Origin of the sequence: Luteimonas soli, assembly GCF_042648865.1 — a bacterium.
GTDB classification, from domain to species: Bacteria; Pseudomonadota; Gammaproteobacteria; order Xanthomonadales; family Xanthomonadaceae; genus Luteimonas; species Luteimonas soli.
On sequence record NZ_JBHRYA010000012.1, the window covers coordinates 38,405 to 59,829 of the forward strand.

Annotated in this window: 21 protein-coding genes; 11 read left to right on the forward strand and 10 right to left on the reverse strand. The window is 68.2% G+C overall.

The features are described 5' to 3' along the window. Positions 1–92: 92 nt before the first annotated feature. From ACFONC_RS14775 to ACFONC_RS14785, 3 genes are read left to right on the forward strand one after another with little or no spacing between them, the layout of a single operon-like run. A complete protein-coding gene (locus ACFONC_RS14775; protein ID WP_386745354.1) occupies positions 93–470 on the forward strand; it encodes a PadR family transcriptional regulator in 378 nt (125 codons plus the stop codon). After that, entirely contained in the window at positions 467–1,372 is a 906-nt protein-coding gene (locus ACFONC_RS14780) for a sensor domain-containing protein (RefSeq protein ID WP_386745355.1), read from the forward strand. Before ACFONC_RS14775 ends, ACFONC_RS14780 begins: the two co-directional genes overlap by 4 nt. A 54-nt stretch (positions 1,373–1,426) precedes the next feature. Then, positions 1,427–3,691, forward strand: coding sequence for a CocE/NonD family hydrolase (locus ACFONC_RS14785; RefSeq protein WP_386745357.1), 2,265 nt, complete (start codon positions 1,427–1,429; stop codon positions 3,689–3,691). 212 nt (positions 3,692–3,903) lie between these two features. On the opposite strand, the gene ACFONC_RS14790 is transcribed toward ACFONC_RS14785, so the two are convergent. Then, a complete protein-coding gene (locus ACFONC_RS14790; RefSeq protein ID WP_386745523.1) occupies positions 3,904–5,217 on the reverse strand; it encodes a polyhydroxyalkanoate depolymerase in 1,314 nt (437 codons plus the stop codon). 84 nt (positions 5,218–5,301) lie between these two features. On the opposite strand from ACFONC_RS14790, the gene ACFONC_RS14795 reads away from it, so the two are divergent. Further along, on the forward strand, positions 5,302–5,676 hold the full coding sequence (locus tag ACFONC_RS14795) for a TfoX/Sxy family protein (protein ID WP_386745358.1): 375 nt from the start codon (positions 5,302–5,304) through the stop codon (positions 5,674–5,676). Here ACFONC_RS14795 and ACFONC_RS14800 read toward each other — a convergent pair. After that, a complete protein-coding gene (locus ACFONC_RS14800) occupies positions 5,669–6,259 on the reverse strand; it encodes a class I SAM-dependent methyltransferase (protein ID WP_386745360.1) in 591 nt (196 codons plus the stop codon). The two genes, ACFONC_RS14795 and ACFONC_RS14800, sit on opposite strands and share 8 nt — an antisense overlap. Before the next feature lie 152 nt (positions 6,260–6,411). Between ACFONC_RS14800 and ACFONC_RS14805 the strand changes: the two genes are divergently transcribed. Next, positions 6,412–6,864: a CopD family protein gene (locus tag ACFONC_RS14805; RefSeq protein ID WP_386745362.1), complete on the forward strand. Its 453-nt coding sequence runs from the start codon at positions 6,412–6,414 to the stop codon at positions 6,862–6,864. A 22-nt stretch (positions 6,865–6,886) separates the two neighbouring features. Here the strand turns inward: ACFONC_RS14805 and ACFONC_RS14810 are convergent, their stop codons facing one another. The 3 genes from ACFONC_RS14810 to ACFONC_RS14820 form a co-directional block, all read right to left on the reverse strand. Further along, entirely contained in the window at positions 6,887–8,092 is a 1,206-nt protein-coding gene (locus ACFONC_RS14810) for a patatin-like phospholipase family protein (RefSeq protein ID WP_386745364.1), read from the reverse strand. An 83-nt stretch (positions 8,093–8,175) separates the two neighbouring features. Continuing rightward, positions 8,176–8,961, reverse strand: a complete 786-nt coding sequence (locus ACFONC_RS14815) for a 3-hydroxybutyrate dehydrogenase (protein WP_386745366.1) — start codon at positions 8,959–8,961, stop codon at positions 8,176–8,178. Positions 8,962–9,058: 97 nt separating this feature from the next. Continuing rightward, on the reverse strand, positions 9,059–10,690 hold the full coding sequence (locus tag ACFONC_RS14820) for an alkaline phosphatase (RefSeq protein ID WP_386745368.1): 1,632 nt from the start codon (positions 10,688–10,690) through the stop codon (positions 9,059–9,061). Between the two features lie 275 nt (positions 10,691–10,965). On the opposite strand from ACFONC_RS14820, the gene ACFONC_RS14825 reads away from it, so the two are divergent. Then, positions 10,966–12,570 (forward strand): hypothetical protein, encoded by a 1,605-nt coding sequence (locus ACFONC_RS14825; protein ID WP_386745369.1) that lies wholly within the window; start codon positions 10,966–10,968, stop codon positions 12,568–12,570. 357 nt (positions 12,571–12,927) lie between these two features. Here the strand turns inward: ACFONC_RS14825 and ACFONC_RS14830 are convergent, their stop codons facing one another. The 3 genes from ACFONC_RS14830 to ACFONC_RS14840 all read right to left on the reverse strand — a co-directional run bounded on the left by ACFONC_RS14830 (position 12,928) and on the right by ACFONC_RS14840 (position 14,767). After that, on the reverse strand, positions 12,928–13,416 hold the full coding sequence (locus ACFONC_RS14830; RefSeq protein ID WP_386745371.1) for an NUDIX hydrolase: 489 nt from the start codon (positions 13,414–13,416) through the stop codon (positions 12,928–12,930). Further along, positions 13,416–14,261, reverse strand: coding sequence for a subclass B3 metallo-beta-lactamase (gene bla, locus ACFONC_RS14835; RefSeq protein ID WP_386745524.1), 846 nt, complete (start codon positions 14,259–14,261; stop codon positions 13,416–13,418). The genes ACFONC_RS14830 and bla overlap by 1 nt, the downstream gene beginning before the upstream one ends. Before the next feature lie 98 nt (positions 14,262–14,359). Next, positions 14,360–14,767, reverse strand: coding sequence for a hypothetical protein (locus tag ACFONC_RS14840; RefSeq protein WP_386745373.1), 408 nt, complete (start codon positions 14,765–14,767; stop codon positions 14,360–14,362). A gap of 149 nt (positions 14,768–14,916) precedes the next feature. Between ACFONC_RS14840 and ACFONC_RS14845 the strand changes: the two genes are divergently transcribed. Further along, positions 14,917–15,399: an acyl-CoA thioesterase gene (locus ACFONC_RS14845; RefSeq protein ID WP_386745375.1), complete on the forward strand. Its 483-nt coding sequence runs from the start codon at positions 14,917–14,919 to the stop codon at positions 15,397–15,399. Positions 15,400–15,467: 68 nt separating this feature from the next. Here ACFONC_RS14845 and ACFONC_RS14850 read toward each other — a convergent pair whose 3' ends face one another. Together ACFONC_RS14850 and ACFONC_RS14855 are read right to left on the reverse strand one after the other, a co-directional pair. Then, positions 15,468–16,130, reverse strand: coding sequence for a C40 family peptidase (locus ACFONC_RS14850; protein ID WP_386745376.1), 663 nt, complete (start codon positions 16,128–16,130; stop codon positions 15,468–15,470). A gap of 193 nt (positions 16,131–16,323) precedes the next feature. Further along, the gene (locus tag ACFONC_RS14855) at positions 16,324–16,899 is read right to left on the reverse strand and encodes a C40 family peptidase (RefSeq protein ID WP_386745378.1); all 576 of its coding nucleotides are present in this window, start codon (positions 16,897–16,899) and stop codon (positions 16,324–16,326) included. A gap of 82 nt (positions 16,900–16,981) precedes the next feature. On the opposite strand from ACFONC_RS14855, the gene ACFONC_RS14860 reads away from it, so the two are divergent. Genes ACFONC_RS14860 through gorA form a run of 4 tightly spaced genes read left to right on the forward strand, consistent with a single transcriptional unit; the run spans position 16,982 to position 21,343 of the window. After that, positions 16,982–17,461, forward strand: a complete 480-nt coding sequence (locus tag ACFONC_RS14860) for an FKBP-type peptidyl-prolyl cis-trans isomerase (protein WP_386745526.1) — start codon at positions 16,982–16,984, stop codon at positions 17,459–17,461. Between the two features lie 28 nt (positions 17,462–17,489). Further along, positions 17,490–18,719: a DUF418 domain-containing protein gene (locus ACFONC_RS14865; protein WP_386745380.1), complete on the forward strand. Its 1,230-nt coding sequence runs from the start codon at positions 17,490–17,492 to the stop codon at positions 18,717–18,719. A gap of 21 nt (positions 18,720–18,740) precedes the next feature. After that, positions 18,741–19,991 (forward strand): NAD(P)/FAD-dependent oxidoreductase, encoded by a 1,251-nt coding sequence (locus ACFONC_RS14870; protein ID WP_386745382.1) that lies wholly within the window; start codon positions 18,741–18,743, stop codon positions 19,989–19,991. Beyond that, on the forward strand, positions 19,988–21,343 hold the full coding sequence (gorA, locus tag ACFONC_RS14875) for a glutathione-disulfide reductase (protein WP_386745383.1): 1,356 nt from the start codon (positions 19,988–19,990) through the stop codon (positions 21,341–21,343). Before ACFONC_RS14870 ends, gorA begins: the two co-directional genes overlap by 4 nt. Positions 21,344–21,425: the final 82 nt, after the last annotated feature.

Genomic DNA, 21,425 nt, shown 5'->3' on the forward strand with positions numbered 1-21,425 from the left:
CACCAGAGGCGACGGACTTCGCCATTACTAGCGGCACATTCGCTATAGCGAACTTCGCACTAGTATCGGATCCGAACCACAGGAGCGCCGCCATGGGCGAGCCCGATCCCGACATCGCCGGCCAGCTGCGCAAGTTCCAGAAGGAGCTCAGCGGCGGCACCGTGGCGCTGGTGCTGCTGGCCGTGCTGCGGGCCGCGGGGGAGCCGATGTACGGCTACCAGATCGCCAAGCGGCTGGAGCGCTTCGGTGACGGCGTGCTCAGCGGCAAGCAGAGCGCGCTGTATCCGGTGCTGCGCAACCTCGGTTCGTCCGGGCTGCTGGACAGCCATGTCGAGCCGTCGATGTCCGGCCCGCCGCGGCGCTACTACCGGATCACCGCCGCCGGCCGCGCCGTCCTGCACGAATGGAGCGCCGCCTGGCGCGCCACCCGCGATTCCGTCGATGCCGTCCTCAGGGGACTCGAACCATGACCACCGTGCTGCCGACCACCATTCCCGAATATCTCGACCAGCTGCGCCGCGCGCTGGCCGGCGCCGACCCGGCGCTGGTGCAGGACGCGCTGTACGACGCGGAGGAATACCTGCGCTCGGAAATGGCGGCCAACCTCGACCAGTCCGAAGCCGAAGTGATCGCCGCGGTCGCGTCGAGCTATGGCGCGCCGGAGGAAGTCGCCGACATCTACCGCGACACCGAAGTGAAGGTGCAGACCGCGCTGCGCGCGCCGCCGCCGCGTCCGCGCAAGTCGATGTTGGGGCGCTTCTTCGGCGTTGCCGCCGATCCGCGCGCCTATGCGGCGCTGTTCTACATGGTGCTGAGCCTGGCCACCGGCATCTTCTACTTCATCTGGGTGGTGGCGGGCACGTCGCTGTCGGCGGGCCTGTCGGTGTTGATCATCGGCATTCCGTTCCTGATCCTGTTCCTGGGCTCGATCCGGATGCTGTCGCTGCTGGAAGGACGCATCGTCGAGACGATGCTGGGCGAGCGCATGCCGCGCAGGCCGCTGTATGGCGATCGCGGAAAGCCGCTGCTGGAACGGATCAAGGACATGTTCCTCGACCCGCGCACCTGGAGCACGGTGCTGTACTTCCTCGCCATGCTGCCGCTGGGGATCCTGTACTTCGCGCTGGCGGTGAGCTTCGTGAGCGTGTCGCTGTCGCTGGTGCTCTCGCCGCTGGCATTGCTTCCCGGCGTACACCTGAACGTGTGGATGTTCGGGGTCGACATCCCGGCGCAGGCCCCGTGGCTGCTGCCGCTGCTGAGCGTGGTCGGCGTGCTGCTGCTGTTCGTGACCCTGCACATGGCACGCGGCATCGGCCGGCTGCACGGGTTGTTCGCCAAGAACCTGTTGGTGAAGTCGGCGCAGTACTCCTGACCTATCCAGAGATCGCGTCCTTTCTTCCTTGACGTGCCATTCCGGAGATACCTGATGAAGGCGTACATGTTGATCGTGGTACTCCTGATCTGGTCGGCGACCGCATCGGCGCAACAATTCGAGCTTCCACGGCGGGATGGCGGAGCGGCGCCGGAGGTGGCCATCATCGGCCTTTTCGACAAGGTGATTGCATCCCGCGAATCGGGTGAGGTGGGATTTCCCGACGGCAGTTTCGCTCACCTGCAGATCGCGGCCGGGCGCCATGCTGATGCGGTGGGGACGATCCATGCCGTCATGCGTAAGTTGGTCGATGCCGGAAATGCACGACGCGCGGATCGCTGGACGCCGTATCTGGTGTATGCGCAGGCGAGGACGATCGAATCCGGTAGCGGAGTTCCATTCGATGTTGCCTATGGACAGGCCTTCCGGGAGCGCTTCGGCAACACCGACGACTTGGCGGCCAATCGTGCACAGCACTGGTTCACGGCCGACCTCGATCGTGCCCGTTCGGATCTCGACGGGGGGTTGAAGGAGCACGTGGACAGCAGATCCGTTTCGTTGCCTGATGCGCTCGAACTGGCGCGGCAGTACGCATTCGTCGAGGTCTATGAAGCGGCGATGCGGCTTGGTCCAGAACTGATCGCGGAGGATGAACGGGCACGCTATCTCGTCGAAGAGAACCATGTCTTCACGACGGCGCAGGGTGCGACGCTGTCCGCGGTAGTGGTGCGCGCGCGAAAGCAGCCGAAGCGCAAGCCTGTAGCGTTGCTTTTCACCATCTACACGGATCTCGGGCAGCATCTGAAACAGGCCATGCAGGCCGCTGCGCGTGGCTACGTGGGCGTGGTCGTTGATGCGCGCGGAAAGCGGCTGAGCATGGATCGGATCGTGCCGTACGAGCACGAGGCTGACGACGCGAATGCCGCGGTCGATTGGGCCAGCCGGCAACCGTGGAGCAACGGGGAGGTTGGCATGTACGGCGGGAGCTATTCGGGCTTCGCCGCATGGGCCGCGGCGAAGCGTGGCCATCCCGCATTGAAGACCATCGTTCCCTACGTCGCGGCCATTCCAGGGCAGGGCCTGCCGATGGAGAACAATGTTTTCCTCAGCGCCAACTACGGCTGGGCGTTCTTCGTTGCGAACAACCGGCTTCTCGATAACGACACTTACTCGCAGCGCGAACGCTGGAACACGCTGGATGAAAAGTGGTTCAAGAGCGGCCGGCCGTACCGCGAGATCGACCAGGTGGATGGCACGCCGAATCCACTGCTGCAGCGCTGGCTGCTTCATCCCGCCTACGATGCCTATTGGCAGGCGATGGTGCCGTACAAGGAGGACTTCTCACGGATCGACATCCCGGTGCTGTCGATTACCGGCTATTACGACGATGGCCAGATTTCCGCATTGCACTATTTCAAGGAACATTACCGCTACAAACCGGACGCGGAACATTACCTGCTGATCGGGCCGTACGACCATTTCGGCGCGCAGGCCCCGTTCAAACCCCCCGTCCTGAATGGCTACAGGATCGACCCGGTCGCGCAGTTCGACACCGTGGATGTCACCTTCCAGTGGCTGGATTACGTAATGCGCGGCGGTGCAAGGCCTGAATTACTGAAGGATCGCGTGAACTACGAGGTGATGGGGGCAAACGAATGGCGGCATGCGCCATCGCTGGCGGCTGCGGGCGGCGGTTCGGTCGATTTTTATCTATCCGACGCACTCACCGGTGGAAATCGGATGCTTTCGAAGAAGAAGCCGGTCGGTATCGCCGTGCTTACGCAACAGATCGATTTCGCTGACCGTACGACCTTCAGCCATAGCTATTATCCGGCCCCCATCTTCCGCGATTCATTGTCAGTCGAAAGCGGGTTTTCCTTCATCAGCGCGCCATTCGAACATCCTGTCACGATCACCGGGACGTTCTCGGGCGAACTGAAGGCGCGCATCAACAAGCGCGATTTCGATTTCACCGTCGTCCTGTACGAGATGATGGCCGACGGCCGCGTGATGCAGCTTTCGTACTATCTGGGCCGCGCCAGTTTCGCCCGGGACATCGCTACACGCGAGCTGCTCGATCCGGGCGAGTGGACGTCGATTCCGTTCGAGCGAACGCGGATGGTGAGTCGCAGACTGGAAAAGGGCAGTCGCCTGCTGGTGGTGCTGGACGTGGTCAAGGATCCGATGCACCAGGTCAACTACGGCACCGGCGGGGGCGTCAGCGACGAATCGATCGCCGACGCGGCGATTCCGCTGGATATCGAATGGCGAACGGATAGTTACCTGCGCATCCCGCTGTCGATGGAAAAGCCTGACTGACTGCCGCTTCGTTAAGGTGGTGCGTGGCCACACAGCCGAGAGCCCCGCTATCGCGGTGGAAGCCGGGATCCATGTTGCTTGCAAGTCCCTGAAGAAGATGAATTCCGCCTTTTGCCGGGATGACGAACCAAGGATCTGTTCAGAGGTGTCCCAGAAGAGAATGATGATCGGGCGGCGGATGTAACAAGCTGGCAAAGACAGCCTGCCGGCCGTCAACGTGTGGCTCTGAGAGCTTTCCTTGCAACCTTCGGCGGACGCTTCCCTGCTGTCGGTTTCGCGCCGGAAGCCGCATGCGCGGCGATGAAGTCGCGCACCTGCGGGTAGACCTGCTCGCGCCAGCGGCGGCCGCTGAAGATGCCGTAATGGCCGGCGCCCTTGACGGTGAGGTGCTCGCGATCGTCTTCCGCCACGCCAGTGCACAGCTTGTGCGCGGCGCGGGTCTGGCCTTCGCCGGAGATGTCGTCGAGTTCGCCTTCGATGGTCATCAGCGCGGTGTCGCGGATCGCCGACGGCTTGACGCGTTCGCCGCCGACGTCCCACAGGCCGCGCGGCAGCAGGTGTTCCTGGAACGCGATGCGCACGGTGTCGAGGTAGTAACGCGCCGGCATGTCGAGCACGGCGTTGTACTCGTCATAGAAGCGGCGGTGGGATTCGGCGTCCTCGAGGTCGCCCTTGAGCAGGTCCCGGTAGAAATCCCAGTGCGATTCGAAGTGGCGCTCCGGATTCATCGCCATGAAGCCGGCGTGCTGCAGGAAGCCCGGGTACACGAGGCGGCCGCTGCCCGGATAGTTCGCCGGCACGGTGTGGATCACGTTCGCCTCGAACCACCACAGCGGTTTTTGCGTGGCGAGGTTGTTGACCGCCGTGGGCGACTCGCGGGTGTCGATCGGGCCGCCCATCATCACCAGCGAGCGCGGGGTCTGCTCGCCGCGTGCGGCCATCAGCGAGACCGCAGCCAGCACCGGCACGGTCGGCTGGCAGACGCTGATCACGTGCAGGTCGTCGGCGCCGATCTTGCGGATGAAATCCTCGATGTAGCCGACGTAGTCGTCGAGCGAGAACGTGCCCGATTCCTTCGGCACCATGCGCGCGTCGATCCAGTCGGTGACGTAGACCTTGTGGTCGGGCAGCAGGGTGCGCACGGTATCGCGCAGCAGGGTGGCGTGGTGGCCCGACAGCGGCGCGACCACCAGCACGGTGGGGTCGGACTTCATGTCCTTGATGTTGGCCACGTCGTCGGTGTAGCGCTTGAAGCGCAGCAGGCGGCAGAACGGCTTCTCGGCGACGACCTTCTCGATCACCGGCACGTCGTGGCCGGCCACCTTGACCGCGTGGATGCCGAAGGCCGGCTTCTCGTAGTCCTTGCCGATGCGGTGCAGCAGCTCGTTGCCGGCGGCGATGCGCGAAGCGCCCGGAATGGATGACAGCCAGCTGTCGCCGGCGGAGAACATGCGCGCGTTCGCATCGGCCCAGTAGGTGAAGGGCGCCATCCAGGCGCGGCCGAGTTCATGCATCTGGTAGAGCAGCATTGGGTCGCCAGTTGTGGTGCTGCGGCGCAGCATAACGGATCGTTGGCCGGGGCGTGAGCGGTATTGCGTTGTGCCGCAGTAATGGCCAGCCCCGACCCTGTCATTGACCACCTGATCGAGCTCTTGGCGCCGCTGGGCGACGCGCAGGCCAAGCGCATGTTCGGCGTGCGGGGCGTCTACCTCGACGGGCTCATGGTGGCCCTGGTGGCGGATGGGCAGGTCTACCTGAAGGCCGACGCGGAGAACCTCCCGGCGTTCGAAGCCACCGGATCGCTGCCGTACGCCTTCCGCAGCAAGCAGCGCACGATCACGAGCAGCTACTGGTCGGTGCCGGCGGAGGCGCTGGATTCGAGCCGGTCGCTGGAGCCATGGATCACCGGCGCGTTGCAGGCAGCGCGCCGCAAGGCGGCCGAACCGCCGCGGATGCCGCGCGCGCCGCGCCTGCCGATCAGCTGACCTCCAGCGCCGTGGCCACGCTCGCCAGCGTCGGCGACAGCCAGCAATGCGAGCCGAGCATGCGCAAGCCCGCGGCTTCGAAGCGCCTGCGGTAGAACGATGCCGGCCGTTGCTTGAACTCGTGTTCGTCGCCTTCGGCCTGGTCCTCGCGGCCGAAGGTCTCGAGGAAGGCGACGCCGCCGCACAGTTCGACCAGGCCGGGCAGGCCGCTGTCGATCTCGCGCGCAGGCAGGTAGTGGAGCACGTCGCTGCACACCAGCAGGTCCACGGGCGGACAGGGGCGCAGGTGTTCGAAGTCTGCGAAGCGCGCGAAGTGCAGGTTGCGGCTGCGGCCGTAGCGCGTGATCGCGTACTCGCTGCTGTCGAAGCCGAGGTACTGCGCTTTGGGCCGCAGTTTCAGCAGCGGCGCGCGCCACGCGCCCTCGCCGCAGCCGACGTCGAGCACGGTGCGCAGCGGGCGCTCGAGGTGGTATTCGGCGGTGGCCACGGCCAGCGCCACCTTGCGCGCCAGCCGCTGGCGGCCGCCGATGTCGCCGCGGTGGTACCAGCGGTCGAAGTATTCGCGGTCGTATTGCTTTTCCATCGCGCAATGATGGCGGCTGTCCGCTGCGTTGGGTAGCGGACGAGCCTGGACTGGCCGCAGTCGCTTCCACGAGGCCGGGAACAGGCATCGCACTGCGCGCGTGGCGGAAGCCGTGCGATCCTAGTGCCAGCAGAGCCAATGGAGCGTCGAGCGTGCAAGCCTATCTCTGGACCAAGACCGCGCACCTGGTGTTCGTGATCGCGTGGATGGCGGCGGTGTTCTACCTGCCGCGGATCCTGGTCAACCTGGCCGAGGCGGGCGGCGATCGCGGCGTCCGCACGCGCCTGGTGCTGATGGGCCGGCGGCTGTACCGCTTCGGCCACGTCATGTTCGGCCTGGCGTTCCTGCTGGGACTGGTGCTGTGGCTGGGTTACCGGGTGATTCCCGACTTCCCGACGATGGTCGGCGCCGGCACCGGCTGGCTGCACGCCAAGCTCGCGCTGGTGGTCTTGCTGCTGGCGTATTTCATCGTTTCCGGCCGCTGGCTCAAGGGCTTGGACAAGGGCCGCGCGCTGCCGTCGTCGAAGGCGCTGCGCTGGTTCAACGAACTGCCGGTGCTGCTGCTCGTGGCGGTGGTGTACCTGGTGCTGGCCAAGCCGTTCTGAGCGATGTGCGCGGCGGGCGCTCCTAGTCCCCGGCGCGTGCGTCGTCGCGGGCGAAGATGCGGTGCACGTCGTGGGTCGCCACCCCGCGCCTGCGGTCGGGCAGGGCGAAGAAGGCCGGGCGATCGAGCGTGTCGAGCATGTCCTGCAGGCCGGCGTCCCAGTGCCGGCGCATGGCGATGCGGCCGAAGGCGTAGTCCTTGTACTGCTCCTCCATCGGCTTGGCCTGGTAGATCAGCTGGATGATGTTGAACACGCTCTCGTCCAGCCAGGGCGCCAGGGTTTCCTGCAAGTGCTCGGGCACCTTCCGGTCGGGCAGGGCCTCGATCAGCTCGGCGAGCGCCGCGCGCAGGCGCTGGGTGCGGGCCACGGTGTCGGTGCCGTGGCGGGTGCGGCTGGAATACTGGATGTCCTTGGCGCGTTCGAGCACGTCCATCATGTTGCGCGGCCGCTCGCCGCGTGCGCTCCACAGGTCGACCTGCAGGGCGAGCGTGTCCTGCCGCGGCCATTCGCCGAGGATGTGTTCGAGCGGGGTGTTGGAGACCAGGCCGCCGTCCCAGTAAGCCTTGTCGCCGATCCGTACCGGCGCGAACGCCGGCGGCAGTGCGCCCGAGGCCATGATGTGTTCGACGCCGATGTGGATGCGGCTGCTGTCGAAGTATTCGAAGTTGCCCGTCTCGACGTTGGTGGCGCCGACGGTCAGCCGGACCTGCTTGTCTTCGTGGATGCGGTCGAAGTCGACCATCCGTTCGAGCGTCGTGCGCAGCGCGCCGGTGTCGTAGAAGCTGGTGGCGCCTGCGCTGCCGTCGTTGAGCAGGAACGGCGACACCGCGCGCGGCGTGAAGAAACCGCGCTGGCCCTGCCACAGCGCGGCAACGGCGCTCAGCGAGCCGGCCCAGGCGTCGACCATCGCGTTGTCGGGCAGCATCGCCGCGGCCGAACGCACGGCCAGCGCCGGCAGCGCGAGCATCTCGGCGGGTTCGCAGATCTCGTCCCAGAAGGCCTGCAAACGATCGACGCGGTCTTCCGGCGCGTTGCCGGCGATGATCGCCGCGTTGATCGCGCCGATCGAAATCCCGGCGAACCAGTTGGGGCGGATGCCGGCCTCGTGCAGGCCCTGGTAGACGCCGCACTGGTAGGCGCCGAGCGCGCCGCCGCCCTGCAGCACCAGCGCGATGGCCGGATAGGGGGCGACGAGGGCCGACAGGGATTTGCGTGAAACCTTGCTCACTGTGTGGGGCGGGTCTCGACCCGCCTTGCTCCATTCGGGATGACCGGGAGTTCCGGTATCGATACGGCGGGTCGCGGCCCGCCCTACTGCATGAACCAGCCGTGGCTGACGACGAGGCTCTGCCCGGTCAGCGCGTTGGTCTCGAACGCGGCCAGCGTGAGCGCGACGTTGGCCACGTCGTCGACGGTGGTGAATTCGCCGTCGACGGTGTCCTTGAGCATCACGTTCTTCACCACCTCGTCCTCGCTGATGCCCAGCTCCTTCGCCTGCTCGGGGATCTGCTTGTCGACCAGCGGTGTGCGCACGAAGCCCGGGCAGATCACGTTGGCGCGGATGCCGTGTTCGCCGCCTTCCTTGGCCACCGTGCGACACAGGCCGAGCAGGCCGTGCTTGGCGGTGACGTAGGGTGCCTTGAGCTTCGAAGCCAGATGCGAGTGCACCGAGCCCATGTAGATGATCGCGCCGCCCTCGCCGCGTGCCTGCATGTCCTTCATGCACTCGCGGGTGGTGAGGAAGGCGCCGTCGAGGTGGATCGCCAGCATCTTCTTCCAGTCGCCGAAGCTGAAGTCGGTGACGCGGTTGACGATCTGGATGCCGGCGTTGGAGACCAACACGTCGACGCGGCCGTAACGGGCGATGGTTTTCGCCACGCCGTCGACCACCTGCTGCTCGTCGGTGACGTCCATGGCCACGGCGAGTGCGTCGCCGCCTGCGTCGCGGATCTCGCGGGCGGCGACTTCCGCGGCGTCGATCTTCAGGTCGGCGATCACCACCTTGGCGCCGTGTGCGGCGTAGACCTCGGCGATGCGCTTGCCGATGCCGCTGGCGGCGCCGGTGACCAGGCAGACCTTGTTGTCGAGTCGGTTCATGGAAGTTTCCTTGCGGTTGTACATGGATCATGGCCCGTGCCGGCGCCGGCGGACACTGCCTTTTCGTCCGATGCCGCGCGTGGCGCGGGCGCCTGGTTCACTTGCCGGGCGCGGAACCGTCGATCGACGGCAGTTCCACGGGCACGCCGTCGGCGTTGCAGTTGCCGGCCTCGCACAGCTGCCCGCGCAGTGCCGGCGTGGCCTGGACGATGACGTGGTAGATCACGTTCTGCTCCAGGGTGCCGCGGAAGGCGGCGCTGCCGGGGCCGCGCGCCCAGATGCCGACGTCCTCGCCGCCGTGGGTCTCCGATCCCAGCGGCACCATGGCTTGCTGACGGTAGTCGGGATCGGTGGTGTCGACATCGGTGAGGTCGGGGCGGCCGACGGCGGGCTGGACACCGGACTGGTCGGCGCTGGCATCGGGATAGCCGGGGCCGTTGGCGTAGCTGAGCGTGGTGTACGGCAGGCCGAGGGCGTCCAGCGCCGGGCCTTCGCCATCCTCGCGGACCTTGCCCAGGATCGGGTTGCCGCGCCGCGGATAGCCGGCGAAGTTGAGCACGTGCGAATGGTCGGCGGTGACCACGATCAGGGTGTCGTCGGCGGACGTCATGTCGACGGCCGCCTGCACCGCGCGCGACAGGGAAGCGGTTTCGTCCAGCGCCCGGTAGGCATTGCCCTCGTGGTTGGCGTGGTCGATGCGCGCGCCCTCGACCAGCAGCACATAGCCGCCGGGATTGCGCGACAGCGACTCGATCGCGAAGCGGGTCATGGCTTCCAGGTCCGGCTCGCCTTCAGGCCCGCGGTCGCGGTCGTGTTCGTACTGCATGTGGCTCAGCTCGAACAGGCCGAGCACGGGGGACTTCCCGCGCGCCGCGTCGAACTGCCGGGTGTCGTGGACGAACACGCCCCCGGGATTGAGCACCTGCCATTCGGCAACCAGGTTGCGGCCGTCCTTGCGCTTGCCGCGGACGCCGGGCATCACTTCCTCGTCGGGCAGGAACTCGCGGGCGCCACCGGCAAGCACGACCTGCGGTGCGCCATGCCCGCGCGCGAAATCGATGAACTGGCTGGCGATGTCGCTGCAGCCGGCCTCGCGCGCGGCCGCGGGCAGCGAGGCATCGCTCTCCCAGTTGCGATTCGGCACGTGGGCGTAGGTGGCCGCCGGCGTGGCGTGGGTGAGGCGCGCGGTGGTGACGATGCCGGTCCCCATGCCGGCGTCGGCCGCCAGCGCCAGCCAGCTCTGCAGGCGGTGGCCGAGCGCCTGCGCGCAGTCGTTGTGCCCTCCCGCGCTGACGCCGATCGCGCCGATGTGGGTCTTCACCCCGGTGGCGATGGCGGTCATGGTCCCGGCCGAGTCCGGCGTCTGCGCGTCGGTGTTGTAGGTCTTGGAGAAGGCGGTGGTCGGGAAATGCTCCCAGGACAGCAGGTTCTCCTCGCCCGGATGGCCTTCGCGCTGGCCGGCGAAGATCCGCGCCGCGGCCACGGTGGTCAGGCTCATGCCGTCGCCGAGGAACACGATCACGTTCTTCGCCTGGCCCTGCATCGCGCCGTTGGCCGCCGCGCGCGCGGCGCCGCTGCGATACCACCAGGCCGCGGTTTCGCCCTGCGGGTGGGCAACGGACGGCACTTCGACCACGGCGACCGCGGCGGCAGCGGGCGTCGCTTCGCGTACGTTGCCGCTGCAGGCGGCGAGCAGGGTGGCAAGGCAGGTGATTGTCAGCGCGCGCATTCGGGATTCCGGCAAGGGCGAAGGCGGCATTATGACGCGTCATCGTGACGGGTCTGGTCGCCGGATCCTGCGCAAGGGGATCGCGCCGTCAGCGGGGGCACGGCTGGCCGCCGTGCGGCGGCAGGCGCGATGTCGTTGCCGACCGATTCATGCACAGGCCGGTCGATCGCCGGAAAAGCGGCTCCGGCATGGCCTGACTGGGGTCGACCCTAGATGTCGGGCAGGTGCCTGCGCTTCTACGATATGGCGCATCCGAAAACCGCAGGGTGCTTCCGATGTCCGATGTAGAACAGATCGCGTCCAACGTCCTCGACAAGGGCGTCCGAACCCTCTGGACCGATGATTACGAAGCGCGGATGGACTACTTCGCGCAGGAGCTGGAAAAGCTCGACCCTGCCGCGCGCGCGGCGCTGTTCGACGAGATCCTGGAGCAGGATTCGGGCGCGCCGATGTCATGGCTGACGACCGACCGGCTGGACACGCTGGTGTCCGAGGGGCGGATCACCGAGCAGGAGCGTGGCGCGGTGATGGAGGCGTTCGGCGAGTCCTACGTGAATGGCGACATCGAACTGGTCGATGCGCTGCAGTTCACCAACCTGTTCGGCAGCGGCGCCGTCGGGCCCATGGGGCTGTCGCCGTCGGCCGACCAGCTCGAGTCGTTGATGCAGACGCTGACCGACAGCAACAGCGGCTATTCCTCCGAGTTCATCGAGAAGTTCGCCACCGACGTCCTGGCCGAGCGCGTGCTGGTCGACCCACCGATGTTCACCCCGGACGAGCAGGGCGCCTACGCGGGCGTGCTGCTCAATGCGCTGTCCCAGTCGGGCGGCAGCACGGCCGTCCACAACGTGATGTCGCAGCTCTCGTCGGAACAGCAGTCCGCGCTGCGCGATGCCGTTGGCGCGGAAGGCATTGCCTTCGGCAACCCTGGCCTGGACGGTGCGGACGTGCGCGACCCGATGGCGATCCTCACCGAGGCCGTTTCCCGCCACGGCACCTCCGCCGAGGTCCTGGACCTGGTGAACTACGTCAACCAGCACTCCAGCGGCAACATCCTCGAGAACCAGTTCTTCGACGGGGACAACAAGCCCTACGACCAGCGCGCCGAGGCGCTGGGCGAACTGTTCGAAACCCATTCGGGCACCATCCTGCAGGACCTGACGGTGGCCAATCCGACCCAGACCAGCGGGTCCACCAACGATCGCGCCACCGTGGTCGGCGACAACCTGGCCGCGCTGTCCAACCTGGTGCGCCTGACCGGCCTGAACCCGGACAACAGCCACTCGGCCGCGATCATGTCCGCAATCGGCGATTTCGCCAGCGAGAACATCCGTGTCGGCAACATGGCCGAAAACACCGACGCCAACGGCGATGGCAAGATCGACGAAGCCGACATCCAGGCCATCGACACCGGCAACGGCCGGGCCGCCATGATCGGCGCGGTGCTGCAGGATGCGGTGAGTTCTGGCTACGTCGACCTTCGCGCCGACCAGGCCGCGCGCGATGCGTTCATGGGCGTCGTGATCGACGTAGCCGTGTCGGCGATCCCGGTCGGCGGCGATTTCGCGGCCAAGGCGATCACCGACAGGGTGTCCAGCGCGCTTGGTGGCCTGAGCGAGGAGGTGCGCAACACCATCGCCGATTCGCTGGCCGCGATCCCGAAGGAGCTGCTCACCAATGCCCAGGGCGAGCTGACCGACCAGGCCAAGGCGGCGATCATCGATGCCCTGCCGGAGGACTACCAGTACCTGGAAGGCATCAAGGAAGACTCCAACGGCTTCATCGAGAACACGATCATCGGCAGCTCGGTGCGCGACTACCAGATCACCGAGTCGATGTCCGACTATCGCGATTACATCGACAATTCCAAGGGCGGGTGAGCTCCACGTCCTGGCAGCAAGAGCCCCCGCATGCGGGGGCTTTTTTTGGTTCTTCACCCATCTTGAGGGGACGCACGACCGACCGGTCGCTCATGCGGGCTCCGGTGGGACGCCGTGTCCTGTCGGCCGGGAACCGCTTCTCCCTCGGCAGGACATCCATGTCCTGACGAGGGCGCGCGCCATCCATGGCGCGCTTGTCGCGGCCCCCGCCCGTCAGGACACGGCTCACCCTGGCGTAGGCATCGACATTCCGGTCGGGACGCCGCTGCTCCCGAAGCCCGCGCACAGCTTTTCGAGTCGGGGCTGAAGAAAGCTGCGGGCATTTGCAACGTGATTGCGGTCCGTCAATCGACGCCCTCACGTGCGCGAATAGCGCCAAGACTGCATGCGGCCGTCGCGGTACGGCATCACGCCGTGGAAGGGGCGCGGGTCGTCGTCGAACACCAGCGGCAGGAATTCGCGGTCGCCCTCCCACATCGGCAACTCGTGGAGGCGGTCGATGTCGACCCACTCCAGCGTGCCTTCCGGATTGCGCTGCAGCGGCGTGCCGGTGAACGCGGTCACCACGAACACGAATCCGAGCCAGTCCTCGCCGTGCTTGCCGAAGCCTGGCCAGCTGATCGTGCCGCGCAGCGACAGTGCGGTGCAATCGATCCCGGCTTCCTCGGCGATCTCGCGGCGCATGCCGGCGAGCACGTCCTCGTCCGGTTCGATCTTGCCGCCCAGGCCGTTGTACTTGCCCAGGTGGTGGTCGTCGGCGCGCGTGTTGCGGTGGAGCATCAGCACTTGCCTGCCATCGGGCGAGAGCACGTAGCCGAGGGTGGCGACGATCGGGGTGTACGGCATCAGTTGTCGTCGCCGCGCTGCTTCGCCAGTTCCGCGTCGAATGCGCGCTCGGACTTGTCGGCATATTCGCGGCAGGTCAGTGGCGCGCCGTTGTCCTCGCGCCTGCCGGCGCCGACATGCGGGGTCAGGAGCAGGTCGCAGGGCAGGGCGCGGACCACGTCGAAGCTGTGGCGGAAATCGTCGACCAGGCGCGGGATGCGCGGGTTGTCGATCAGCTGGTAACCGGGCGTGCTGAGGCTGTCGACGTAGGCGATGCGCAGCGGCTGGCCGTCGCGGGTATCGGTCCACGTCCAGGCCATGCTGCCGGGCGTATGGCCGGGCATGAAGTGGACGGTGAGGCGCAGGCCTCCCAGCTTGACCACTTCGCCATCGTGGACGATGCGGTCGGCATGCGCCGGCGGGTAGAGGATTTCGTCGCCGAAGTGGATGTCGTCGCTGCCGCCAGCCGCGAGCAGCAGCGCGGACTCGGCGTTGCTCACCAGCGTCGCGCCGGTCGCGCGCCTGACCGCCGCCAGCGGGCCGACGTGGTCGCCGTGGGCCTGGCTGTGCAGGATCAGCTTCAGGTCGTCGGGTTCGACGCCGAGTCCACGCATCTGCGCCAGCAGCATGTCGGCCGCCTGCGGCATGCCGCCGTCGATGAGCACTGCACCCGCGTCGGTCTTCAGCAGCAGCGCGTGGATGCCTTCGGTGCCGATGCGCCAGGTGCGGTCGGCGACCTGCCGCGGCGCGACCGGCCGGAGCCAGGTTTCGTTGACGGTGTAGGCCTTGAGCTGGGGAAGGGCGGGTTCGGCGGCCGTCGCGGAGGCAGCGAGCAGCAGCGAGCAGGCGAGGACGGAAATGCGCAGGGCGGTCATGGACGGCTGGCGGATGCGGGCGGAACAGTTTCGGCGATCGCCGGCCTTGCGGCCAGACCCGTCGTGCGCGCGGTTCCAGTTTCTCCGGGCTACAGCTCCGCGCGCGGGATCGCCAGCCGCCACGCGCACAGCGCGAGCGGGATCGGCAGCAGCATCGCGACGACCGGCATCCAGTCCGGCTGCGGAACAAGCGCGGCGCAAACGAGGACCAGCACCGTGACCGGCGCGCCGATCATCAGTGCGGCGCCGCCACGGTGCGGGCGGGCGACGAAGGCCGCCAGCCATCCCCCGAGCAGCGCCGAGACGCCGAAGCCGGCGACGATGCAGGCCATCGCGCCCGGGGGCGCGTGTTCGAGCCAACCGGCGGCATCGCCCAGCGTGCGCATCGCGCCGCCGTCGGGCAGCGGATGCAGGGCCAGCGCGGCATGGCCGCTGCCGGCCAGGACGAGTGCGGCGGCGATCGCGCCGAGTACGACGCCCAGGACAGTACGAACCATCACGACCTCCTTGTGCTGATGTCGCGCAAGCATGGGCGCGCGTTCCCGTCGCTGCAAGCTGTTCGCCGCACATTTGTGACCGGCGCCTGCGCGGCATGCACAATGCGGGCAGGGACATTCTTCCGATGCCGGTCGACACGGAGCATGGCATGAGCGGGCAGCAGCGCGAACTCGAATTCCGGTTCCTCGCCGAACCCACCGACGTCAACTACGGCGGCAAGGTCCACGGCGGGGTGGTGATGAAGTGGATCGACCAGGTCGGCTATGCCGCGGCCGTGGGCTGGAGCGGGCGCTACAGCGTCACCGTGGCGGTGGGCGGCATCCGTTTCGTCGCGCCGGTGAGGATCAGCGACCTGGTCACGGTCTCGGCCAAGCTGGTCTACACCGGCACCACCTCGATGCACTTCGCCGTGGACGTGCATGCGCGCGACCCGATGGGCGGCGACGAGCGCCTGTGCACGCACTGCGTGATCGTGTTCGTCGCCCTGGACGAGGCCGAGGGCAATCCGGTCGCGGTGCCGACCTGGGTGCCGCGGACCGACGACGACCGGCGACTGTCCGAATACGCCACCCAGGTGATGGCGCTGAGCAAGGGCATCGAGCAGACCGTGGCGCGCTATCGCGACGCGTAGCCGGTTCGTGCGCCCGGAAACGGCGAAGGCCGCTTGCGCGGCCTCCGATGGACTTGCCTGCGGCCCGGTCAGCTGCCGGTGACGCGCCGGGCCTGCATGAACTTGCGGCTCCAGTAGCCATCGACCAGGCTCGACACCATCACGTCCTTGCCGGTGCGCGGGGCGTGCACGAAGCGGCCGTTGCCCAGGTAGATGCCGACGTGGTCGACGCGCTTGCCGCGGCGGCTGAAGAACACCAGGTCTCCGGCGCTCAGTGCGTCGCGGTCGACCTTCTCGCCGCTGTGCGCCATCTGCCGCGAGACGCGCGGCAGCTCGATGCCCAGCGCGCTGCTGAACACGTAGCCGACCAGCCCGCTGCAGTCGAAGCCGTCGGTGGTGCTGCCGCCCCAGCGGTACGGCGTGCCGAGCAGGGCCAGCGCGCGCTTGAGCAGGGTCCGGACGCGGCCGTCGGCGTCGACCGGGATCATCGCGGGGTTGGCGCCGGCGTCGATCAGCATGCTGACGTCGTTGGCGAACAGCATCGAGCGCTGTTCGGGAAGCATCGGCCCGGCAACGGTCTCGCTCAGCGGCGTGCTGGTGTGCAGCTGGTCGGCCGAATCGGCGGCCAGCCCCGTCGCGGCGAAGGCCGGAGAGGCGAACGCAAGGGCGAGGAGCGGGAGGGCAAGGGAGAGCGCCGGGATTCGACGACGGGGGGCGGCCTGGCGGCCTTGGGCTGGTTCTTTCGTCGTCACGCGGAATTCACGGCTGTCTGCAGCGCGTGATGGTGCCGCGTTCGGGCGGCGGCTTTGTTCAAGTTTCGTTAGATTTGCGTGAAGCTGAATGTGCTGGAAGTCTCAAATCGGACCGCTCGCGCTTCGCGTACAGGAAGCCGCTCCTGCAAGAGTGGGGCGGATGCGCCATTCCGGAGGGCTGGCACCGGCTGTCCTAATGCAGGACCCGCTTCGCACCGCTGTAGTGGTCGCGCCAGTAGGGGCCGTCCAGGCGGTCCAGGCGCACCGTGCCGCCGCTGCTCGGGGCGTGGACGAAGCGGCCTTCGCCGACGTAGATGCCGACGTGGCTCACGTTGCCGCCGCTGCCGAAGAACACCAGGTCCGCCGTGGTCAGGCGCTCGGGGGCGATGCGTGGCCCCTGGTAGGCGGCGAGGGCGCGCGAAGTGCGCGGCAGCTTCAGGTCGAGCATGTCGCTGTAGACGTAGTTGACCAGGCCGCTGCAGTCGAAGCCGCCCTCGGGCGTGTTGCCGCCGTAGCGGTAGGGCGTGCCGACCAGGCTGATCGCGCGCATCAGCACGGCGTTGGCGGCGGCGGGGTCGGCCGGTTGGTTCTTCGGCCAGGCGTGGGAACCGGCGGCGGAGGCCTGCGGCGGCGCGCGGCGGACCTGGTCGTGGCCGCCGCAGCCGGCCAGCAGCGCGGCCAGCAGCGCCAGCGCGGCGCCCGGGCGACGCCAGGTTGGCGCGGCGGCGGGCGAGCCGGGATAATGCGCGGTGTCCATCACGGCCGACATCTTGGCCGAATCCCATTCCGACTGACAAGCGACCGGGCGCTGCACGCCCGTACGCAACGAGAGCCCCATGACCACCGAAGCCCTGAAGATCGAGAAGGACCGCGTCGTCCGTTTCCACTACACCGTGTCCGAGCCGGGCCAGGAGCCGCTGGAGACGTCGAAGGAGCGCGACCCGCTGGCGATCCTCTCCGGCCACGGCAACATCATCCCGGGCCTGGACAAGGCGCTCGAAGGCCACGTCGCCGGCGACAGCTTTGGCGTCGACGTGGCCGCGGCCGACGCCTACGGCGAGCGCCGCGACGGCCTGACCCAGCGCGTGCCGAAGAAGCACTTCAAGGAGCAGAAGCTGGCGCCGGGCATGCAGGTGGTGCTCAACACCAACTTCGGCCCGCGCGCGGTGACGATCCAGAAGGTCGGCATGAGCGTGGTCGACGTCGACCTCAACCACCCGATGGCCGGCAAGGACCTGCACTTCGACATCGAAGTGGTCGACGTGCGCGAGGCCAACCCGGAAGAAATCGAGCACGGCCACGTCCACGGCGACGGCGGCCACGAGCACTGACGCCGACGACACCACGGGGTACCACGCGATGAGCGCTGGCACAGCGGCGTTCGCGCCGATCGACGCGCCGCGGCGCATCCTCGCCCTGGATGCGATCCGCGGCTTCGCGCTGCTGGGCATCTTCCTGATGAACGTCGAGTGGTTCACCCGGCCGATGCAGGAGATGGGGTCGGGCATCGCGTCCGGCGCCACTGGCCTGGACCATGCCGTGGCGTGGCTGGTGTACGTGTTCGTGCAGGGCAAGTTCTGGGTGTTGTTCTCGCTGCTGTTCGGCATGGGCTTCGCGGTGATGTCGGCGCGGGCCGGCGACGCGTCGACGTTCAACAAGGCTTACCTGCGACGCTGTGCGGTGCTGCTGCTGTTCGGCGTGGCGCATGCCGTGCTGCTGTGGCCGGGCGACATCCTGCACAGCTACGCGGTCGCGGCGCTGATCCTGCTGGCGTTCGGCGAGATGGCCGATCGCAAGCGGCTGTGGCTGGGCATCGCGATCTATGCCGGGGTGGTGGTGCTGAGCCTGCTGATCGGCGGTATGCTGAGCGTGCTGCCGGCCGAAGCCGGCGAGGAGCTTGCCAAGGCGAGCGGGCTGACGCGCGAGGCCGCGGCCGCGGCGGCGCAGGTCTATGCGCACGGCGACTTCATCCAGGTCACTGCCCAGCGCTGGCGGGACTTCATGCGCCTGCTGGAGTCCGACGTGGTGGTGGTGCCGATGGCGATCGGCGTGTTCATGATCGGCGTCTGGCTGGTGCGCAGCGGACGGATGCACGACGTCGCGGCGCAGCGTGCTTTCTTCGCCCGGCTGGCACTGTATGCGGTTCCTTCCGGACTGGCGCTGGTCGCCTGCAGCGTGGCGCTGGGCACGAGCTTCGACATCGGCAGCCAGATGGGGATGATGACCCTGGCCAGCGCGGTGATGCTGGCCGGCAGCCTGCCGCTGGCGCTGGGCTACCTGGCGCTGTTCGTGCTCGGCCTCGGCGTGCCCGGCCTGCGGCGCGTGCTGGGCTGGCTGGCGCCGGCCGGGCGCATGGCGCTGACCAACTACCTGCTGCAGTCGCTGGTCGCCGCGCTCGTGTTCCACGGTTACGGCATGGCGCTCTGGGGAGAACTGGGCCGCGCTGCGCAGGTGGCGCTGGTGTTCGCCGTGTTCGCGGCGCAGTTGCTGCTCAGCGCACTGTGGCTGTCGCGTTTCCGCTTCGGGCCGATGGAGTGGCTGTGGCGCTGGCTCACCTACGGCGCGCGGCCGCCGATGCGGAAAGCTTGACGGCGGCCTTAGACTTGCGCCATGAGCGAACGCGATGACGTGCTGGTGGTCGGCGGCGGGGTGATCGGGCTGGCCAGCGCGCTGGCGCTGCTCGATGCCGGCCGCAGCGTGCGGGTGCTGGAAGCCAACACCGCCGGCTGCGGCAGTTCGCACGGCAACTGCGGCACCATCACGCCCAGCCACGCCGCGCCGCTGACCGCGCCCGGCAAGGTCTTCAAGGCGCTGCACTGGATGCTGACGCCGGACGCGCCGTTCTACGTCAAACCGCGCTACGACCCCGGCCTGTGGAGCTGGATGCTGCGCTTCGCCGCGCGCTGCAACGCGCGCGACTGGCGCGCGGCGATGGCCCCGCGCGCGGCGATCCTGCTCGAATCGCGCGAACAGCTGGCACGCTGGGTCGAGCGCTACGACCTGCAGTGCGAGTTCGCCGAGCTGGGCGTGGACTACGTGTTCCACACCCAGCGCGAGCTCGACCACCTGGCCGCCGAGCTGCCGCCGCTGGCCGAGGTCGGCGTTGCCAGCGAGGTGATCGATGGCGCCGCCTACCTGCGCGACGAACCGGCCCTGCGCGAAGGCGTGGTTGGCGCCGTCCGTTTCCCCGGCGACGCGCGCCTGCGCCCCGACCGCTACGTGGCCGAGCTTGCGCGCGCGGTGCGCGAGGCCGGCGGGCTGATCGAGGAACACTGCGAAGTACGCGCGATGGCCGACGACGGCGACGGCATGCGCCTGGCCACCTCGCAGGGCGAACGCCGCGGGCGCGACGTGCTGGTCGCCACCGGCGCCTGGTCGCCGCTGCTGGCGAAGACAACCGGCCTTTCGAAGCTGCCGATCCAGCCTGGCAAGGGCTACTCGATCACCTACGACCGCCCGGCGCTGGCGCCGAAGCGGCCGCTGGTGCTGTACGAACGCAGCGTCTGCGTGACGAACTGGGACAGCGGCTACCGCCTCGGCAGCACGATGGAATTCTCCGGCTACGACACCTCGCTCAACCGGCGCCGGCTCGACGCGCTCGAACGCGGCGCGGCGGAGTACCTGCACGAACCGGTCGGGCCGGTGAAGCGCGAGGAGTGGTTTGGCTGGCGGCCGATCAGCGTCGACGACATGCCGATCATCGGCCGCGCGCCCGGCCATCGTCACGCGTGGCTGGCGACCGGGCATGGCATGCTGGGTGTCAGCATGAGCGTTGCCACCGCACAACTGGTTGCCGACCTCGTCTGCGGGCGCACCCCGCGGATCGACCCGTTGCCGTATTCGCCGCAGCGGTTCGCATGAGCACGGCGGGGGCCGAACTCGACTTCGACCTGGTCGTCATCGGCGGCGGTTCCGGCGGGCTGGCCGCGGCATTCCGCGCCGCCGAACACGGCGCCCGCGTCGCCCTGCTCGAGCCGGGTGAGCTCGGCGGCACCTGCGTCAACGTCGGCTGCGTGCCCAAGAAGGCGATGTGGCTGGCCGCGCAGATCGCCGGGCACATCGAACTGGCCGCGCAGCTGGGTTTCGAAGTCGGCGCGCCGGAGTTCGACTGGTGCGAATTCATCACCCATCGCCAGCGCTACATCGCCAACATCCACGCCAGCTACCGGCGCCGGCTGGACGAGGCGGGCATCGTCACGGTCGCCTCGCGCGGCCGCCTGGTCGACGCGCGCACGGTCGAATGCGCCGACGGCGTGCGCCTGCGCGCGGGCCGGGTGGTGATCGCCACCGGTGGGCGGCCGCGAGTCCCGTCGATCCCGGGCGCGGAGCTGGGCTTGGTGTCGGACGACTTCTTCCATCTCAGCGCCGCGCCGGCGCGGGTGGCCGTCGTCGGCGGCGGCTACATCGGCGTCGAGCTGTCGGGCCTGCTGCGGATGCTCGGCAGCGACGTCGAACTGTTCGCGCGCGGCCCGCGCCTGCTGCACGGCTTCGACCGCGAGCTGGTCGAGCGGCTGCAGGAGAACTACCGCCAGTCCGGCATCGCGCTGCGCCTGGAGCACGACGTGGCCGCGCTCGAGCGTGCCGACGGCGGCCGCGTGCGCATCGCCGGCCACGCGAAAGCCTTCGACGCGGTGCTGTTCGCCACCGGCCGGCGGCCCAACACCGACGGCCTCGGCCTGGACGCGGCCGGGGTGGACACCGATGCGGCCGGGCACGTGTGCGTGGACGCGTGGCAGGACACCAGTGCCGACGGCGTGCACGCAATCGGCGACGTGACCGACCGCGTCGCGCTGACGCCGGTGGCGATCGCCGCCGCACGCCGGCTGATGGACCGTGTATTCGGCGGCGTGGCCGACGCGCGGCTCGACTACGACAACATCCCCACCGTGCTGTTCTCGCATCCGCCGCTGGGCACGGTCGGCCTGACTGCCGAGCGCGCGCGCGAGGTGCACGGCGACGACGTGCACGAGTACCGCGCCGATTTCCGCGACATGCTGCACGCGCTCGCGGACATGCCCCAGCGCAGCCTGTTCAAGCTGGTCTGCACGGGCCCGGAACGGCGCGTGGTCGGCATCCACCTGCTGGGCGAGGCGGCCGACGAGATCCTGCAGGGCTTCGCAGTGGCGCTGAAGAAGGGCATCACCCTCGACGACCTGCGCGACACGGTCGCGATCCACCCCACCAGCGCCGAGGAAGTGGTGCTGATGCGGTAGGGCCGCAAAGGCTCCTTCCTTCCCCAAGTCTTGTGGGAGCAGCTTTAGCCGCGAGCTCTTGATCTCCGGTGCCGTTGCGAAA

Excerpts from the sequence above, each read along its gene's own strand:
- gorA (WP_386745383.1), top strand. The coding sequence starts at position 19,988 with ATGAGCACGGCGGGGGCCGAACTCGACTTCGACCTGGTCGTCATCGGC.
- ACFONC_RS14815 (WP_386745366.1), bottom strand. The coding sequence starts at position 8,961 with ATGAACCGACTCGACAACAAGGTCTGCCTGGTCACCGGCGCCGCCAGC.
- ACFONC_RS14825 (WP_386745369.1), top strand. The coding sequence starts at position 10,966 with ATGTCCGATGTAGAACAGATCGCGTCCAACGTCCTCGACAAGGGCGTC.
- ACFONC_RS14780 (WP_386745355.1), top strand. The coding sequence starts at position 467 with ATGACCACCGTGCTGCCGACCACCATTCCCGAATATCTCGACCAGCTG.
- ACFONC_RS14795 (WP_386745358.1), top strand. The coding sequence starts at position 5,302 with ATGGCCAGCCCCGACCCTGTCATTGACCACCTGATCGAGCTCTTGGCG.
- ACFONC_RS14775 (WP_386745354.1), top strand. The coding sequence starts at position 93 with ATGGGCGAGCCCGATCCCGACATCGCCGGCCAGCTGCGCAAGTTCCAG.
- ACFONC_RS14870 (WP_386745382.1), top strand. The coding sequence starts at position 18,741 with ATGAGCGAACGCGATGACGTGCTGGTGGTCGGCGGCGGGGTGATCGGG.
- ACFONC_RS14820 (WP_386745368.1), bottom strand. The coding sequence starts at position 10,690 with ATGCGCGCGCTGACAATCACCTGCCTTGCCACCCTGCTCGCCGCCTGC.
- ACFONC_RS14800 (WP_386745360.1), bottom strand. The coding sequence starts at position 6,259 with ATGGAAAAGCAATACGACCGCGAATACTTCGACCGCTGGTACCACCGC.
- ACFONC_RS14855 (WP_386745378.1), bottom strand. The coding sequence starts at position 16,899 with ATGTCGGCCGTGATGGACACCGCGCATTATCCCGGCTCGCCCGCCGCC.
- ACFONC_RS14840 (WP_386745373.1), bottom strand. The coding sequence starts at position 14,767 with ATGGTTCGTACTGTCCTGGGCGTCGTACTCGGCGCGATCGCCGCCGCA.
- ACFONC_RS14830 (WP_386745371.1), bottom strand. The coding sequence starts at position 13,416 with ATGCCGTACACCCCGATCGTCGCCACCCTCGGCTACGTGCTCTCGCCC.
- ACFONC_RS14785 (WP_386745357.1), top strand. The coding sequence starts at position 1,427 with ATGAAGGCGTACATGTTGATCGTGGTACTCCTGATCTGGTCGGCGACC.
- ACFONC_RS14865 (WP_386745380.1), top strand. The coding sequence starts at position 17,490 with ATGAGCGCTGGCACAGCGGCGTTCGCGCCGATCGACGCGCCGCGGCGC.
- ACFONC_RS14845 (WP_386745375.1), top strand. The coding sequence starts at position 14,917 with ATGAGCGGGCAGCAGCGCGAACTCGAATTCCGGTTCCTCGCCGAACCC.